This is a genomic window from Bacillus sp. HSf4, assembly GCF_029537375.1.
Lineage (GTDB): Bacteria > Bacillota > Bacilli > Bacillales > Bacillaceae > Bacillus > Bacillus sonorensis_A.
The window spans coordinates 3,043,410-3,059,809 of record NZ_CP120679.1 but is presented as its reverse complement, the minus strand read 5'-3'; the positions used below and the strand labels follow the sequence as shown (position 1 = coordinate 3,059,809).

17 protein-coding genes, 1 pseudogene and 1 other annotated feature are annotated in these 16,400 nt (G+C 47.7%); of the genes and pseudogenes, 15 read left to right on the top strand and 3 right to left on the bottom strand.

What is annotated here, in order from left to right; all coding sequences use genetic code 11:
- Window positions 1–45: 45 nt before the first annotated feature.
- Window positions 46–843 carry an HAD family hydrolase gene (locus P3X63_RS15790; RefSeq protein ID WP_077736218.1) on the bottom strand — a complete coding sequence of 266 codons (798 nt, stop codon included), beginning with the start codon at window positions 841–843 and terminating at the stop codon, window positions 46–48.
- Window positions 844–974: 131 nt separating this feature from the next.
- Between P3X63_RS15790 and P3X63_RS15785 the strand changes: the two genes are divergently transcribed.
- Window positions 975–1,127, top strand: coding sequence for a hypothetical protein (locus P3X63_RS15785; RefSeq protein WP_163170537.1), 153 nt, complete (start codon window positions 975–977; stop codon window positions 1,125–1,127).
- Window positions 1,128–1,303: 176 nt separating this feature from the next.
- Here the strand turns inward: P3X63_RS15785 and P3X63_RS15780 are convergent, their stop codons facing one another.
- Entirely contained in the window at window positions 1,304–2,857 is a 1,554-nt protein-coding gene (locus tag P3X63_RS15780; RefSeq protein WP_277691408.1) for an alkaline phosphatase D family protein, read from the bottom strand.
- A gap of 238 nt (window positions 2,858–3,095) precedes the next feature.
- On the opposite strand from P3X63_RS15780, the pseudogene P3X63_RS22930 reads away from it, so the two are divergent.
- From P3X63_RS22930 to P3X63_RS15760, 5 genes and pseudogenes are all read left to right on the top strand, one after another.
- A pseudogene (locus P3X63_RS22930) lies at window positions 3,096–3,250 on the top strand (LrgB family protein); the annotation flags it as partial.
- 140 nt (window positions 3,251–3,390) lie between these two features.
- Window positions 3,391–3,522 (top strand) — a sequence feature (ribosomal protein L20 leader region).
- Window positions 3,523–3,590: 68 nt separating this feature from the next.
- Window positions 3,591–4,109 carry a translation initiation factor IF-3 gene (infC, locus tag P3X63_RS15775; RefSeq protein WP_111304963.1) on the top strand — a complete coding sequence of 173 codons (519 nt, stop codon included), beginning with the start codon at window positions 3,591–3,593 and terminating at the stop codon, window positions 4,107–4,109.
- Between the two features lie 17 nt (window positions 4,110–4,126).
- On the top strand, window positions 4,127–4,327 hold the full coding sequence (rpmI, locus tag P3X63_RS15770; protein ID WP_003184267.1) for a 50S ribosomal protein L35: 201 nt from the start codon (window positions 4,127–4,129) through the stop codon (window positions 4,325–4,327).
- Between the two features lie 33 nt (window positions 4,328–4,360).
- A complete protein-coding gene (gene rplT / locus P3X63_RS15765; RefSeq protein WP_003222420.1) occupies window positions 4,361–4,720 on the top strand; it encodes a 50S ribosomal protein L20 in 360 nt (119 codons plus the stop codon).
- 99 nt (window positions 4,721–4,819) lie between these two features.
- Window positions 4,820–5,086 (top strand): DUF1294 domain-containing protein, encoded by a 267-nt coding sequence (locus P3X63_RS15760; RefSeq protein ID WP_026588206.1) that lies wholly within the window; start codon window positions 4,820–4,822, stop codon window positions 5,084–5,086.
- 13 nt (window positions 5,087–5,099) lie between these two features.
- Here the strand turns inward: P3X63_RS15760 and P3X63_RS15755 are convergent, their stop codons facing one another.
- The gene (locus tag P3X63_RS15755) at window positions 5,100–5,501 is read right to left on the bottom strand and encodes a sigma-w pathway protein ysdB (protein WP_077736220.1); all 402 of its coding nucleotides are present in this window, start codon (window positions 5,499–5,501) and stop codon (window positions 5,100–5,102) included.
- A 171-nt stretch (window positions 5,502–5,672) separates the two neighbouring features.
- Here P3X63_RS15755 and P3X63_RS15750 point away from each other — a divergent pair, with 171 nt between their 5' ends.
- The 9 genes from P3X63_RS15750 (at window position 5,673) to P3X63_RS15710 (ending at window position 16,369) form a co-directional block, all read left to right on the top strand.
- Window positions 5,673–6,758, top strand: a complete 1,086-nt coding sequence (locus tag P3X63_RS15750; RefSeq protein ID WP_026588204.1) for a M42 family metallopeptidase — start codon at window positions 5,673–5,675, stop codon at window positions 6,756–6,758.
- A gap of 192 nt (window positions 6,759–6,950) precedes the next feature.
- Complete coding sequence (gene abnA, locus P3X63_RS15745; RefSeq protein WP_179115754.1) at window positions 6,951–7,874, top strand: arabinan endo-1,5-alpha-L-arabinosidase AbnA; 924 nt, start codon at window positions 6,951–6,953, stop codon at window positions 7,872–7,874.
- A 272-nt stretch (window positions 7,875–8,146) separates the two neighbouring features.
- Window positions 8,147–9,628, top strand: a complete 1,482-nt coding sequence (gene araA / locus P3X63_RS15740; RefSeq protein ID WP_277691404.1) for an L-arabinose isomerase — start codon at window positions 8,147–8,149, stop codon at window positions 9,626–9,628.
- Between the two features lie 11 nt (window positions 9,629–9,639).
- A complete protein-coding gene (araB, locus tag P3X63_RS15735) occupies window positions 9,640–11,319 on the top strand; it encodes a ribulokinase (RefSeq protein ID WP_077736222.1) in 1,680 nt (559 codons plus the stop codon).
- 27 nt (window positions 11,320–11,346) lie between these two features.
- The gene (gene araD / locus P3X63_RS15730) at window positions 11,347–12,033 is read left to right on the top strand and encodes an L-ribulose-5-phosphate 4-epimerase (RefSeq protein WP_277691401.1); all 687 of its coding nucleotides are present in this window, start codon (window positions 11,347–11,349) and stop codon (window positions 12,031–12,033) included.
- Window positions 12,034–12,049: 16 nt separating this feature from the next.
- Window positions 12,050–13,240, top strand: a complete 1,191-nt coding sequence (locus P3X63_RS15725; RefSeq protein ID WP_077736224.1) for a sn-glycerol-1-phosphate dehydrogenase — start codon at window positions 12,050–12,052, stop codon at window positions 13,238–13,240.
- A 30-nt stretch (window positions 13,241–13,270) separates the two neighbouring features.
- A complete protein-coding gene (araN, locus tag P3X63_RS15720) occupies window positions 13,271–14,551 on the top strand; it encodes an arabinooligosaccharides ABC transporter substrate-binding protein AraN (RefSeq protein WP_372709695.1) in 1,281 nt (426 codons plus the stop codon).
- 31 nt (window positions 14,552–14,582) lie between these two features.
- Window positions 14,583–15,527 carry an arabinooligosaccharides ABC transporter permease AraP gene (araP, locus tag P3X63_RS15715; RefSeq protein ID WP_277691398.1) on the top strand — a complete coding sequence of 315 codons (945 nt, stop codon included), beginning with the start codon at window positions 14,583–14,585 and terminating at the stop codon, window positions 15,525–15,527.
- Window positions 15,527–16,369 carry a carbohydrate ABC transporter permease gene (locus P3X63_RS15710; protein ID WP_026588196.1) on the top strand — a complete coding sequence of 281 codons (843 nt, stop codon included), beginning with the start codon at window positions 15,527–15,529 and terminating at the stop codon, window positions 16,367–16,369. The genes araP and P3X63_RS15710 overlap by 1 nt, the downstream gene beginning before the upstream one ends.
- Window positions 16,370–16,400: the final 31 nt, after the last annotated feature.

The following is a 16,400-nucleotide window of genomic DNA, read 5'->3' as shown; positions in this document are numbered from 1 at the left end:
ACATGAAAAAAAGCATGATTCCATTCGGAGTCATGCTTTTTTCGTTTATCTTGACTGCTGTTTTTCGGCGAGGATGTCAAACAGTTCATGTAAATCACTGATTTCATAATCCGGCTTCACATCGGTTTCATTGACTTTGCCTTTGCGGTTGACCCAGACGGTTTGAATTCCCGCTCTTGAAGCGCCGAGAATATCGGTGTTCAAGTTATCTCCGACCATCACTGTTTCATCCTTTGTAATGCCGAGAAGACCGAGGCAGTGTTCGAAAATGCTCGGGTCCGGCTTTCCTTTGCCGAAATCACCGGAAATGACGATTTCATTAAAATAAGGAGCAAGTTCCGGTACACCAGCCAATTTTTCTTTTTGCAGGCTCGGATCGCCGTTTGTCAGTAACAGAAGCTCAACGTTTCCTTTCAGCTCATCCAAAACGGCAAATGTTTCTTCATACACAAAAGGGCTTTTTCGGCGAACTGCCGCAAAATATTCGCCGAGTTCTTCCCCGAAGGCGGGATTGTCGATGCCAAACACCTTTAATCCGTTTGTCCAGGCGTTCTTTCTGTATTCAGGAACGATTTTGTTGAGCTTTTGAAACCCTTCGCTGATCGGTTCGCTGAAGTTCGACCACAGTCCTTCGAACGGGTTGATGCCGATCATCACCGTGTAAGGATATGTTTCATAAGACGTGTAAAGATCGCGCGCAGCCTGGCGGACGGCTGCTTCAAATTCAGCCGCATTGATTCCGTATTTTTCTTCGGCTTTATGACATGTTTTGGAAAATGCAGTACTGACGCTTTTTTCATCCCAGAGCAATGTATCGTCTAAATCAAAAAATACGGCTTTCATGATCTTCTCCTCTGCCTTTAGTTTATAGAATTCTCTCATTTATTTTACAATAGATAAATAGGATGTGAAAGCGGTGATTTTAGGATTGTGATGTAACGCAGTATCAAAGGAAAGCAAGGGGACGCCTCGGTTTGCCGATGGTGATCAAATGGAATGAGCCTATCTTTCTGTCGCTCATCCAATCTTTTATTCGGAAAGAAGAGCAGGCAAAGGCTGTGCAGACCTATCGGGTGCTGTCAATCGCTGCTCAGACGTCCCCCTTTTTTCCGCCAGAGGCTGAATGAGAGAGCTGCCGTCCATCATACATTGGCCGCTCTGGAGCAAATAGAGAGTCCAAGGTTTTTTGGTGACCGCCTTCATTCGAGACATAATCTCTTCGTGAAAGAAGGTTCAATGGTTCGGTCAGCGCACCTATGCAAAAGAGCTGAAAACTGCTTCATTTGCTATGAAGCAGACGGTATTACAGTACTCGTTCCAGTCCAGGCCGGCCCGCTTCAATGACAAAGCTGGCATATGTTGAGGCTGAAGCGCCTGGCCGGGTGATATAAGGAAGAACCTGAAAGTCGGCTTGTATGTGTGACCGGGTCATCGTGCAGCGGACATACCCCCGCTGGGCATTGTACAATTTGACATGGGGATTTCCGAGCCAGATCGGCGCCAGAGAATCCGTCTCCGACCCGTCGGCGTCAGAAGCGATCGATGTTGTGATCAATTCAGTACCGATCGTCTCAGATTGAATATCATTGAAGTCGGCTTTTAAGTCTGCAGCTGCATGTCTGTGAATATCTCCCGTCAATACGACCGGGTTTTTGATGCCGTACGCTTTGTATGCGGAGAAAAGCCTGTCGCGGCAGGCGGGAAATCCGTCCCACTGATCGGTACTGTATTCGACCCCGGGCCCTGTGTCGCGATCGATTTGCGCGACGACGACTTGCTGTGCCAGCAGGTTCCAGATCGCATCTGACTTGCTGAGACCGTCAAAAAGCCACCGCTCTTGGGCGCTTCCAAGGATCGACCTTTTTGGATCAAGCCGCTCCTCTTCATTTGCCGGATAGTTGTCGCGGTGCTGCCGAGTGTCGAGGACATTAAATTCCGCCAGATTTCCGTAGCAGAACCGCCGGTACAACAGCATATCAGGACCGTTCGGAATCGAGGCGGCGCGGATCGGAATGTTTTCATAAAATGCTTGGTAGGCAGAAGCGCGCTGACGGAGAAACGCTTCGGGTGATGTATTGTATTGCGAATGTGGGCCGGCATAATTATTTTCCACTTCATGGTCATCCGGCGTGACGATCCAAGGCGCCAACGCATGGATCATCTGAAGGTCGGGATCTGTTTTGAAGAGGGAATACCGCAGCCGGTATTGGCTTAATGTGACCGTTTTGGCGTTGTGTGCGCTCGACAGTTCGACATCCCGGTAAAGGTTCTTGGCATTGATGGGATATTCGTAAATATAGTCGCCCAGGAAAAAGACAACGTCCGGATGGTCTTTTGCCATATGCCGATAGGCGGTGAAATATCCGTGATACCATGCCTGGCATGAGGCAAGAGAAAACGACATGCCTTTGAGATTTTCAAATGGGGAAGGCGCTGTTTTTGTCCTGCCTGTGCGGCTGATCTCGGGGCCTGCTTTAAATCTGTACCAGTAATATCGACCCGGTTTTAAACCGTGTACTTCAACATGAACTGAGTGGGCAAGCTCAGGGAGTGCGGCTGCTGTTCCTCGTTTGACGATCCGGTGAAAGTGTTCGTCTTCAGCTACCTCCCAGCGAACCGGGACATTCCGGCTCGGCATCCCTCCTAAGCCGTCTTCAGCGAGCGGATCAGGCGCAAGCCTCGTCCATAACACAAATCCGTCCGGGTGCGGGTCCCCTGAGGCAACGCCGAGCTTAAACGGATGATCCGCAAATCTCGGCGCTTCGGCGGCAAGAGAAGCGTCTTCCGGCAGCAAACCGCGCTTGACGGATGAGCTGAATGCCGCAGCAGGAATAAAATGCTGTCTTCCATCATTCATTGACTGCCACTCCTTTATTCATCATGTGGTTCACATTAATCACTATACGATTGATATTGGCTAATTAGCACATATTGGAATTGATTGCCGTGCGAAAAGATCTCACTTTCCGCTATTTTGTATTTCAGCGCCTCTTTTCTGCAGCAGGCCCCGATATCCTGCAAGTGCCGGTAAAATCGTTTTGAATACAATGAAGCCGGCAAGCCAAAAGAAGTGAGCAGAAAAAAACGAACGGGCTTTTCTGGTTACACCTTTGTTCGTCGCTGTGATTCCCGGGATCGCCTTTCCGAGAGCAGGCGGTTTTACATATGAGGATGACAAAAGCGAAGGGGACATCATGAAGTCTTTTTAAAGCCGGCGACAATCGGATTTGCGATTCCGCTGTTCGTCCAGATCGCCGGTTAGAATGAAAAATATGAAAATCACCGTTGCTATTTCAAAACCGGCCTGTTATAATAGCAAATGTTGTGATAAATTTTATATCTTGACTTGCAGGATTTGTTTATGTAAGATGGATAATGAATTGAATATATATCAACAAGCAGAAGCACCCGCTTCTCACCTGATTGACACATTCTTGTAGTTGGCAGGTTAAACGTACATTTCTTATTTTTTATGCAGATGTTCGCAGTGTGGGTGTTTTATGCCCACACTTTTTGTTTGCCTGTGGAAATGCAAAGAAACGGTCAAAATGAGTTGTGAAATCAATTCAAAGATTCTATGGAGGTGGCTCATTATTAGCAAAGATCAATTGGTTAATGAGGGTATCCGTGCGCGTGAAGTCCGTTTGATCGGACAAAATGGCGATCAGCTTGGGATCAAATCCCGCCAGGAAGCACTGGAAATTGCGGGTCGCGCAAATCTTGACCTTGTGTTGGTTGCAGCGAATGCAAAACCGCCTGTATGCCGGATCATGGACTACGGAAAGTACAGATTCGAGCAGCAGAAGAAGGAAAAAGAAGCACGCAAAAATCAAAAAATCATTAACTTAAAAGAAGTTCGGCTGAGCCCTGGTATTGAAGAACACGACTTCAATACAAAGCTTCGCAACGCCATCAAGTTCCTGCAAAAAGGGGACAAAGTGAAAGCATCCATCCGTTTCAAAGGCCGTGCGATCACGCATAAAGAAATCGGACAGCGCGTGCTTGACCGTTTTTCAGAAGCCTGTGCGGAAGTGGCGACTGTTGAAACGAAGCCGAAAATGGACGGCCGCAGCATGTTCCTGGTGCTCGCACCTAAAACTGAAAAGTAATTAAGGAGGAAACATCCATGCCAAAAATGAAAACTCACCGCGGATCTGCGAAACGTTTTAAAAAGACAGGTTCCGGGAAACTGAAACGTTCTCATGCATATACAAGTCACTTGTTCGCAAATAAATCTCAAAAACAAAAACGCAAGCTTCGCAAAAGCGCAGTCGTCAGCGCCGGCGATTTCAAACGCATCAAGCAGCAGCTTGCCAACATTAAGTAATTTCGGAAAAGGTATAATTAGGAGGGAAATCAAATGCCAAGAGTAAAAGGCGGAACTGTTACACGCAAACGTCGTAAAAAGGTTCTCAAATTAGCAAAAGGTTATTTTGGTTCAAAACATACATTATATAAAGTAGCTAACCAGCAGGTTATGAAGTCAGGAAACTACGCTTTCCGCGACCGTCGTCAGAAAAAGCGCGATTTCCGCAAACTTTGGATCACTCGTATCAATGCTGCAGCACGTATGAACGGTCTTTCTTACAGCCGTTTAATGCACGGTCTTAAACTGTCCGGCATTGAAGTGAACCGCAAAATGCTTGCTGACCTTGCTGTAAACGATCTTACTGCATTCAATCAGCTTGCTGATGCTGCTAAAGCGCAACTGAATAAATAATGAAAAAGGCCGGTTTCGGCCTTTTTCTTATGCTTTCAGGGGGGCGTTTCCGCGGCGAATGTCCCGTCTTTCTTAAGAACATGAAGGAGCAGTCAAAAAATGAATACGATTTTGCTGATATACGTAATCCTCATCAACGGATACGGTTTTTTATTGATGAAAAGCGATAAGCAAAGAGCCGTCAAAAACAAATGGAGGGTGTCTGAACGCCGGATCTGGCTGACAGCGGCTGTTTTCGGCTCCCTGGGTGTCTGGGGCGGCATGCTCCTGTTCAGGCATAAGACGAAACACCTTTCCTTCAAGATCGGGGTTCCTCTTTTGCTGATTGCGCACGTTGTTTTGACGGGCTTTTATACTTTTAACTAAACAGGCAGAGAAGCTATTGCTGCTCTGCCTGTTTGTTTCGCCACTTTAGGATGGACGAATCCCAATCGATTTTACAGTCGGGGAAGCGCTGTTTAATCTTTTCTTCCAATTCGCTGAAATCCGCGGCTGTAAATGCGCCGAGCTTTTCTTCAGGGCTTTCGGTCCAGACGAAAACCGCGTGAATAAACAACGGATGGTCTTTGGACGGAATGTGTTTTTCTCCTTCGAAAAGCACGCCTTTAAAGGTTAATCTGAAATTTTTGCGCGTGTTTTTTCGTTCATCAAAAAAGTAAAAATGTTTTTTTGCCTGTGCTGTTTTCAATCTCCGGTCCGGACTTCCTAAAAACTGAACGATCCTGTATACGGCATAAATCAAAAGCGCCAGCAAAGCGAGCCTTATCACGATCACCAACATATTTAAAAAAGCCCTCCCTTTTGAAAGAAAATGAGTATATCTGAATATATACGTCCCGATTAACATAAGGTTTCATTTTTTATGAAAAAAGCTAGAGGCAATATTGACCGTATTGAAAAGGCATGTTTTTGTATAATAGTAATGAGGGTTAATAAAGGAGGCAATGTATTGATGGCAAAACTCGATGAAACACTGGCCATGCTAAAGGAATTAACAGATGCAAAAGGAATACCGGCAAATGAAAAAGAACCGAGAAAAGTGATGAGGTCATACATAGAGCCGTTTGCAGACGAGGTAACGACAGACAGACTGGGAAGCCTGATTGCGAAAAAAACCGGACAAGCTGACGGGCCGAAAATCATGATCGCCGGTCATCTTGATGAAGTCGGTTTTATGGTGACACGCATAGATGACAGAGGCTATCTCCGGTTTCAAACGGTAGGTGGCTGGTGGTCCCAGGTCATGCTGGCACAGCGCGTAACGATCGTAACAAAAAAAGGGGACATCACCGGTGTGATCGGTTCAAAACCGCCGCATGTCCTGTCGCCTGACGCGCGCAAAAAACCGGTCGACATCAAAGACATGTTCATCGATATCGGCGCTTCAAGCCGTGAGGAAGCGATGGAATGGGGCGTTCTTCCGGGAGACCAAATTGTGCCTTACTTCGAATTTACGGTCATGAACAATGAGAAAATGCTGCTTGCCAAAGCATGGGACAACCGCATCGGCTGTGCGATTGCCATCGACGTCTTGAAAAATTTGAAAGGAGCCGATCACCCGAATGTGGTCTATGGTGTCGGCACCGTTCAGGAAGAAGTCGGACTGCGCGGCGCAAAAACGGCCGCACACACAATCAAGCCTGATATCGCCTTTGGTGTTGACGTCGGAATCGCCGGGGACACACCGGGAATTACAGAAAAAGAGTCGACTAGTAAAATGGGCGAAGGACCGCAGATCATTTTGTACGATGCCTCAATGGTATCGCATAAAGGGCTTCGCGATTTTGTCACAAAAGTAGCGGACGAAGCCGGGATTCCATATCAATTTGACGCTCTTTCAGGCGGAGGAACCGATTCGGGTTCAATCCACCTGACAGCAAACGGAGTGCCCGCTCTGTCGATTACGATTGCGACCCGCTATATCCACACACATGCGGCTATGCTCCATCGCGATGATTATGAAAATGCGGTGAAATTAATTACCGAAGTCGTCAAAAGGTTAGACAAAGAAACAGTTCAACATATTACATTTGATTGAATGGTGATTAAGCAGACAGTTTTGTAAGCTGTCTGCTTTTTTTAGAATATTTTAGAAAACGCTTACATATATAACAATGTTCCAAAAAATTACAAGGGAGGGGGACCGTTTGTTTTTGTCGTGCAATATGATGGATAGGAGTGTGGTTTAGTGAAGCGCGTTTTGAAAGGAATTTCTTTGACGGCGGCTTTGATGATTGGTTTGATCACGGCTTTTTCAACGCCTCAAGCAGCTTCGGCTGCATTTTGGGATACGAAAGGAGACAACTTTATTCATGACCCTTCCATCATTAAAGAAGGGAATACATGGTACACCTTTGGAACCGGTCTTGGCAGCGGACTGCGCGTCATCAAATCAGCTGACGGAATCACATGGAGCGCAGCGCCGAGCATCTTTCCAACTCCATTGTCATGGTGGAAGATGTACGTACCAAATCACGAAGCGCATCAATGGGCGCCTGATATCAGTTACTATAACGGGCGGTATTGGCTTTACTATTCCGTTTCTTCATTCGGCTCAAACACTTCTGCGATCGGGCTGGCTTCAACAGACCGGATCGCTTCCGGCCAGTGGCGCGATGACGGGCTTGTCATCAGGTCGACTTCTGCAAACAATTATAATGCGATAGATGGAGACTTGGTGGTTGATAAAGACGGGAATCCATGGCTTTCCTTCGGTTCGTTTTGGAGCGGCATCAAGTTGACAAAGCTTGATAAAAATACGATGAAGCCAACGGGGGAGCTGTATTCGATCGCTTCAAGGCCGAATAATGGCGGAGCTGTTGAAGCTCCGAACATTACGTACAAAGACGGCTACTATTATTTATTCGTTTCATTTGACCGTTGCTGCCAGGGGATCGACAGCACGTATAAAATTGCCTACGGCCGTTCGAAAAATATTACGGGGCCTTATTATGACAAGAGCGGCCGAAACATGCTGAACGGCGGGGGGACGATATTGGACGCCGGAAACGAACGCTGGAAAGGACCTGGACATCAGGATGTGCTGAACAACTCCATTATTGTCAGACACGGCTATGACGCTCTTGACAATGGGGTTTCCAAATTGCTGATCAACGATTTGTACTGGGATTCCCAAGGGTGGCCGAGGTATTAATCGTTCTTAGAGCCAAGCGGTATTCTGCTGCTTGGCGTTTTTTGTTTGCGAATTGTCAAAAAAAATTGCCAAACAAACCGGAAATTAAATTGACAGTATGTGGTCTTATTAATATAATAAACTTGTTCGTACAAATATATTTTTTATTATTAATTGTACGTACATATAGAATCATCATCATCGGTACCGAATAGATTGGCCAGATGTTTATGTAAGCGTTTTAATAGTTTACTAATGTTCCACAATACCTTAAATGCAAAGGAGGCAACATCTTGATTCAGTCAAAAACGCATGAATTTTGGTTTGTGACGGGCAGTCAGCATTTATATGGAGAAGAGGCCGTAAGGGAAGTTGAAGATCATTCAAACATCATCTGCAAAGGATTAAATGACGGCCAATTGAAGTTCAACATCAAGTACAAGGCGGTTGCGACCTCGCTTGATGGCATCAGAAAGCTCTTTGAAGAGGCTAACAGGGATGAGACATGCGCCGGCGTCATCACATGGATGCACACATTTTCACCGGCAAAAATGTGGATTCCGTGCCTTTCTGAGCTGAATAAACCGCTCCTTCATTTTCATACACAGTTCAACAGGGACATTCCATGGGACCAAATCGATATGGACTTCATGAATATCAATCAATCTGCCCACGGCGACCGCGAATATGGCTTTATCGGAACAAGACTGGGCATTCCGCGTAAGGTCATTGCCGGCTACTGGGAAGACGAGGATGTGAAACGGTCGATCGATCGCTGGATGAGCGCTGCGGTGGCTTACATTGAAAGCCGTCATATCAAAGTGGCCCGTTTCGGCGACAACATGCGCAATGTTGCTGTGACGGAAGGGGATAAAATCGAAGCACAAATTCAGTTCGGCTGGACTGTTGACGGCTATGGAATCGGCGATCTCGTCCGGGAGATCGACGCGGTATCAGAACAAAGCTTAAGCGAGCTGCTGGCCGAATATGAGGAGCTCTACGACTGGCCGAAAAGAGATGGCGTCCGTGAATCCGTGAAAGAGCAGGCCCGGATTGAGCTTGGATTAAAGCGCTTTCTCGAAGGCGGCGGCTACACCGCCTTTACGACGACCTTTGAAGATCTGTACGGCATGAAGCAACTGCCGGGTTTGGCTGTCCAAAGGCTCATGGCTGAGGGCTACGGCTTCGGAGGAGAAGGAGATTGGAAAACGGCGGCTCTCGTCCGCATGATGAAAGTGATGGCAGACGGAAAAGAGACATCATTCATGGAAGATTACACTTATCACTTTGAACCGGGCAATGAAATGATTCTTGGCTCGCACATGCTTGAGGTATGTCCTTCAATTGCCGACAGCAAGCCGAGAATTGAAGTCCATCCTCTGTCAATGGGTGGCAAAGATGATCCGGCCCGGCTCGTGTTTGACGGAATCGCGGGTTCCGCTGTTAATGCCTCTCTCGTCGACTTGGGCGGGCGCTTCCGGCTCGTGATTAATGAAGTGGAAGCTCAAAAAGTGGAGCATGATATGCCGAATCTTCCGGTGGCCCGCGTCCTTTGGAAGCCGGAGCCGTCTCTCAGAACGTCTGCGGAGGCCTGGATTTTGGCAGGTGGAGCGCATCATACATGCCTTTCTTATCAGCTGACCGCTGAACAATTGCTCGACTGGGCTGAAATGTCAGGTATTGAAGCAGTTTTGATCAATCGCGGCACAACGATTCCAAACCTGCGGAACGAACTCAAATGGAGTGAAGCTGCACATCGGCTTCGCATGTTTTAAGGGGTGAGCATATGTCATACACAATCGGGGTTGACTTTGGAACGTTATCGGGGAGAGCTGTCTTGGTCGATGTCAGGACCGGTGAGGAGGTTGCGACTGCTGTAAAAGAGTACACGCACGGCGTGATTGACCATGAACTGCCCGGAACAAAACGGAAGCTTCCGAGGGACTGGGCGCTTCAGCACCCGGCGGACTATATTGAAGTGCTGGAAGAAACGATTCCAAGCCTTTTGGCGCAATCGAAAACGGCTCCGGAAGACATCATCGGCATCGGCATCGATTTTACCGCATGCACGATTCTGCCGGTTGATGAAGCCGGGACACCGCTATGCATGAGGGCTGAATACGCCGCAGAACCTCACAGCTATGTGAAGCTTTGGAAGCACCATGCTGCACAGGAGCACGCAAACCGGCTCAATCAAATCGCAGAGGAGAGAAATGAAGATTTTCTGAAAAGATACGGCGGGAAAATTTCTTCTGAATGGCTTGTGCCAAAAGTGATGCAAATCGCAGAAGAAGCGCCTGACATTTATGACGCGGCGGCCGAAATGATGGAAGCGGCCGACTGGATCGTCTTCACCCTTTGCGGAAACAGAAAACGAAACAACTGTACAGCCGGTTATAAAGCGATCTGGAACAATAAGACCGGCTATCCATCCGGCGACTTTTTCGCGGCTTTGCATCCGAAGCTGGAAACAATCGTTCAGGAAAAATTAGCGGAAGACATTTATTCGGTTGGAGAAAAAGCTGGCGGATTGACTGCGGAAATGGCGGCCAAAACAGGTCTTTTACCGGGAACGGCGGTTGCCGTCGCAAATGTCGACGCCCACGTTTCAGTGCCGGCCGTCGGAATCACGGAACCGGGAAAAATGCTGATGATCATGGGGACATCCACTTGCCATGTGCTGCTCGGCGAGGATATCCGGATGGTGCCGGGCATGTGCGGTGTCGTTGAAAACGGCATTCTCCCGGGATATGTCGGCTATGAAGCGGGTCAGTCCTGTGTCGGCGATCATTTTCACTGGATGATTGAGCACTTTGTACCGGAATCCTATATGAAAGAAGCGGAAGCAAAAGGGATCACGATTTTTGAGCTGTTGAGCGAAAAAGCCGACAAGCTGCGCATCGGCGAAAGCGGGCTGCTTGCATTGGACTGGTGGAACGGCAACCGTTCGACACTGGTCGATGCGGACTTGACGGGAATGATGCTGGGGATGACGCTCGCCACAAAGCCGGAAGACATATACCGGGCATTGGTGGAAGCGACCGCCTACGGCACGAGAATTATCATTGAAACGTTCAGACAAAGCGGCGTACCGATCGAAGAGCTGTATGCCGCGGGCGGAATTGCCGAAAAAAATCCGTTCATCATGCAGATCTACGCTGATGTGACAAACATGGAAATCAAAATTTCCGGCTCTCCGCAGGCTCCCGCTTTAGGATCTGCGATATTCGGAGCCCTTGCTGCCGGAAGCGAAAACGGCGGGTATGATCATATCGAAGATGCTGTCAGACATATGGGCAAAATCAAAGAGCATACGTACAAACCGATACCGGAAAACGTCGCATTGTATGATCAGCTATATGAGGAATACAAGGCGCTGTATACGTATTTCGGAAAACAAAACGATGTCATGAAGCGTCTCAAAAAATTAAAAAACATCCAGTCCGTCAGCCCGGCCGTCCGCTAAACGATCATTAAAAGGAGGGGGAAACTTGTGCTGGAAGCGTTAAAAGAACAGGTTTTAAAAGCGAATTTACAGCTTGAGGAGCACCGCCTCGTCACATTTACATGGGGGAATGTGAGCGGCGTCGACCGCGAGAAAGGGCTGGTGGTCATTAAGCCGAGCGGTGTGAAATACAGCGAGTTAAAAGCGGAAGATTTAGTCGTTTTGAACTTGGAAGGCGAGGTCGTAGAAGGCAAACTGAAGCCGTCTTCCGATACACCGACACACCTTTATCTTTACAAACAATTTGCGACGATAGGCGGTATTGTCCATACCCATTCCCCGTGGGCGACGAGCTGGGCGCAATCCGGCAGGGATATTCCGTCATTGGGTACGACACATGCCGACTATTACTACGGTGATATTCCATGTACAAGGGAGATGTACGCCGAGGAAATCTCCGGCCAATACGAATTGAATACGGGAAAGGTGATTGCGGAAACATTTCAGCACCTTGATTATCGCGATGTTCCGGGGGTTCTCGTCAACAACCACGGTCCGTTTTGCTGGGCGGAGGATGCTTTGACAGCCGTCCACAACGCCGTTGTTCTAGAAGAGGTGGCCAAAATGGCCTATCACTCTCTGATGCTGAATCCGTCTCTTCACCCGATCAGCAGTGCTTTACAGGATCGGCATTTTTTCCGGAAGCATGGAGCTGACGCGTATTACGGCCAATAGAGGAGGCAACGGTTCAATGAAGGACCTGATTTCTTATATCAACAATACTTTAGGTTCATGCGAGTGCGGATCTGTTCATCATCCGCTGACAGTCGAAAAAATAGCCATTGGCGGACATGCCGTCGACGAGGAGCTCCCGGAATACGTGAAATCGGCTGGCTTTCAAAAAGCTGCCATCATCTGCGACGAAACGACTGAGCAAATCGCCGGAAAAAGGCTGCTGCATCTTCTGAAGAGCACAGTGAGAACCGTCCCGGTCAAGCTGAAGGCGAATGAAGCCGGCGATGTCACGGCAGATGAAACAACGTTGGTCAGTGCGCTGATCAGCGTGCCGATGGACACGGATGTGCTGATCGCCGCCGGCTCCGGCACGATCCATGACATCGTCAGATTTTGCGCCTGCCAGCGCGGGATTCCGTTTATTTCCGTGCCGACGGCGCCATCGGTTGACGGGTTTACTTCAGCCGGTGCGCCGCTGATTTTGAAGGGGAAGAAGCAGACGATTCAAACGGTTGCGCCGCTTGCATTATTTGCCGACCTTGAGATTTTGCGAAATGCTCCGCAGAAAATGATCGCTGCGGGGTTCGGCGATATGCTCGGCAAAGTGACATCGCTTGCAGACTGGGACATTTCCCGTCTGCTTGCAGATGAGCCCCACTGTCCGGCCGCTTGCGCCGCCACAAAAGAAGCGCTTGAACAGTGTCTGTCCAGTATAGATGAGATTGCGGCAAAAACGCGCGCAGGCATTGAAAAACTGATGGAATCGCTCGTTATTTCCGGCCTTGTCATGCTGGTGCTTGATCATTCAAGACCGGCATCTGGCGGCGAGCATCACCTTTCACATTACCTGGAAATGAAAGCGCTTGAAGATGGGAAGCGGCAGTTGCTTCACGGTGCAAAAGTGGGCTGCGCCGCCATTATGCTGGCCGATGTTTATCGATCCCTTAAAGATCTCACATGGGATGATGAACAAGTCGGGAAAGCCGTTTCCTCTGCTTATCAAAACCTTCCCGCCGGTGACAAAATGGCCGACTGGATGAGGCGAATCGGCGGGCCCGTATCATTTCAAGAACTGGATGTCGATCAGCATCTGCTTAATGAAGCGCTGAAGAACGCCCACCACCTCAGAGATCGGTATACGGGACTCAAAATCATCAATCAATACGGCCTTTTACCTGAGTTGAGGCCATTCCATGAAAGGGGGTAAAACGTGAAAAAGTTCCTTTCATATGTTCTGATGCTGACGCTTTCCGCAAGTTTGCTTTTGACGGGGTGCAGGGCAAGCCCTGCCTCTGAGCAAACACAGGATGCCACCGAGCTGACTTTTTGGACGTTTAATGGGCTCCATGAACAGTTTTACGCAGAAATGGTGAAAGAATGGAACAAGAAATACCCTAAGCGCAAAATTAAGCTGAATACGGTTGTGTATCCATATGGACAAATGCATGACAACCTGTCAATTTCACTGCTGGCGGGGAAAGGCGTCCCAGATCTCGCCGATATTGAACTCGGACGATTCTCCAATTTTTTGAAAGGATCGGATATTCCTCTGACAGATTTAACTTCCTTGGTTGAGAAGGAGCGCGACAAGTTCGTTGAAGCGAGGCTGACCCTCTACAGCAAGGATGAAAAGCTGTATGGACTTGGCACGCATGTCGGAACGACCGTGATGTACTACAACATGGACATTTTAAACAAAGCCGGGGTCGATCCGGACGACATCAAAACCTGGGAGGATTACAGGGAAGCGGGCAAAAAGGTTGTCAAAGCCGTCGGCAAACCGATGACGACGATCGAAACAACCGATCCGAATTCCTTTTTGCCGCTGCTAACCCAGCAAGGTTCAGGATACTTTGATCAAAACGGAAATTTGACATTAAATAATGAAACAAATGTGAGAACACTTGAATTTTTGAAAGAGCTTATCGAAAAAGATAAAATCGCGATCACCACGCCTGGAGGTAACCATCACAGCGAGGAATACTACGGATTTATGAACCAGGGCGGGGCGGCATCCGTCTTAATGCCGATCTGGTATATGGGCAGGTTTTTGGATTATATGCCTGACTTAAAAGGGAAAATCGCGATCAGACCGCTTCCTGCCTTCGAAGAAGGAGGAGACCGGTCGGCTGGCATGGGGGGCACAGCCACCGCCATTCCGAAACAAGCGAAACACGTCGATTTGGCCAAGGACTTTTTAAAGTTCGCGAAAGCATCAAAAGAAGGCAATATCAAACTGTGGACAGTGCTCGGATTCGATCCGCTCAGATGGGATGTGTGGGATTCTAAAGAATTGAAAAAACCGAATCAATACACGAAATATTTTCAAAACGGCAGCGATATTTTTTCGATGCTTCTTGACATTAAAGATGAAATCAACCCGCTTTATTTACACGAGGATTATGCGAAAACTTCCGACTTGGTGAACAAAAATGTATTATATGAAGCGCTGAAAACCGGAAGTAAAACGCCGAAAGAAGCATTGGACAAAGCAGCCGCTGAAGTGAAGGGGCCATAGTCTTTCATTACTGTTAAAGCGAGGCGATAACTTGAAGACTGTTAAAACAGATACAGTGCATTCGTTTCCGCCGGTAGCGAGAAAAAGAAAGATCAGAAATTTGTTATATTCAGCAAAAGCCGCACCCTATATTTTCACAGCACCTTTCGTACTCTCCTTTTGCATATTTTTTCTTTATCCGCTTATCAGCGTCGTCATCATGAGCTTTCAAAGCATTCTCCCCGGCGACATCCGCTTCATCGGGGTGGAGAACTATAAAGCATTAAACAATCCTACTTTCTATACTGCACTTTTTAACACCATGAAATATACCTTTTGGACATTGTTGATTTTAATACCGGTTCCGCTTATCCTTGCCTTCTTTTTGGATTCGAAGCTGGTGAAGTTTAAAAACGTGTTTAAATCCGCATTATTCATCCCGGCTCTCACTTCAACGATTGTGGCGGGCATCATTTTCCGGCTGATTTTCGGGGAAATGGATACATCACTGGCGAATTCGATTTTGACGAAGCTAGGGGCTGCACCGCAAAACTGGCTGAACAATGAGCATACCGGAATGTTTTTAATGGTCATGCTCGCATCGTGGAGATGGATGGGCATCAATGTGCTTTACTTTTTGGCCGGCTTGCAAAACGTGCCCAAAGAGTTGTATGAAGCGGCGGAAATCGACGGCGCCGGCACGTTTAAAAAGTTTTTTCATATCACGCTTCCGTTCCTCAAACCGGTCACCGTCTACGTGCTGACGATCAGCATCATCGGCGGCTTTCGGATGTTTGAAGAAAGCTATGTGCTGTGGCAGAACAACTCGCCTGGCAATATCGGCCTGACGATGGTCGGATACATTTACCAGCAGGGGCTTGCCTACAACAACATGGGCTACGGCGCGGCGCTCGGCATCGTGCTCTTGATCATTATTTTCATCGCCAGCCTTATTTCATTAAAGCTGTCTGGATCATTTAAAAAGGAGGGCTATTAATGCGTCCTGCCAGAGGCTTAAACATCGCAAAAATCGCTTTATTTCTGCTGTTTGCTATTTTGGGCTTTTTGTTTGTGTTCCCGCTTTTATGCCTTGTGCTCGGCTCGCTTAAGCCATCTTCGGAGCTGCTGCGCTTCGGGCTGAATTTAAAGCTGAGTCCTGACATCCTGAGCCTTGACAACTATACTTATTTATTTAACGGTGGAAGCATTTATTTTAAATGGTTTTCGAACAGCCTGATCCTCGTTGTCATTTCAACTGTTTTGACGCTTCTGTTTTCTTCGATGGTCGGCTACGGTCTTGCCGTATACGATTTTAAAGGGAAAAACCTGATGTTTGTGTTTGTGCTCTTGATCATGATGGTGCCGATCGAAATTTTAATGCTGCCTTTATTTAAAATGACGGTTTCTTTGCACATTGTCGACACATATGCCGGTGTGATACTCCCGTTTATCGTGTCGCCTGTCGCCGTATTTTTTTTCAGACAGTATGCGCTCGGTCTGCCGAGAGATTTGCTTGACTCGGCGCGAATGGACGGCTGCACCGAATTCGGCATTTTTTTCCGGATTATGGCGCCGCTTATGAAACCGGCGTTCGGGGCGATGGTCATCCTGCAGTCATTAAACAGCTGGAACAATTTTTTATGGCCGCTGATCGTTTTACGGTCAAAAGAAATGTTTACGCTTCCAATCGGGCTGTCCGCTTTGCTTAGTCCTTATGGAAATAACTACGACATGCTGATCTCGGGGTCGGTGCTGGCGATTTTGCCTGTGATTTTGATATTCCTGTTCTTCCAGAAGTATTTTGTATCAGGGCTGACCGCAGGCGGAATCAAAGGCTGATTCAACATATTTAATTTGAAAGGAATGATTT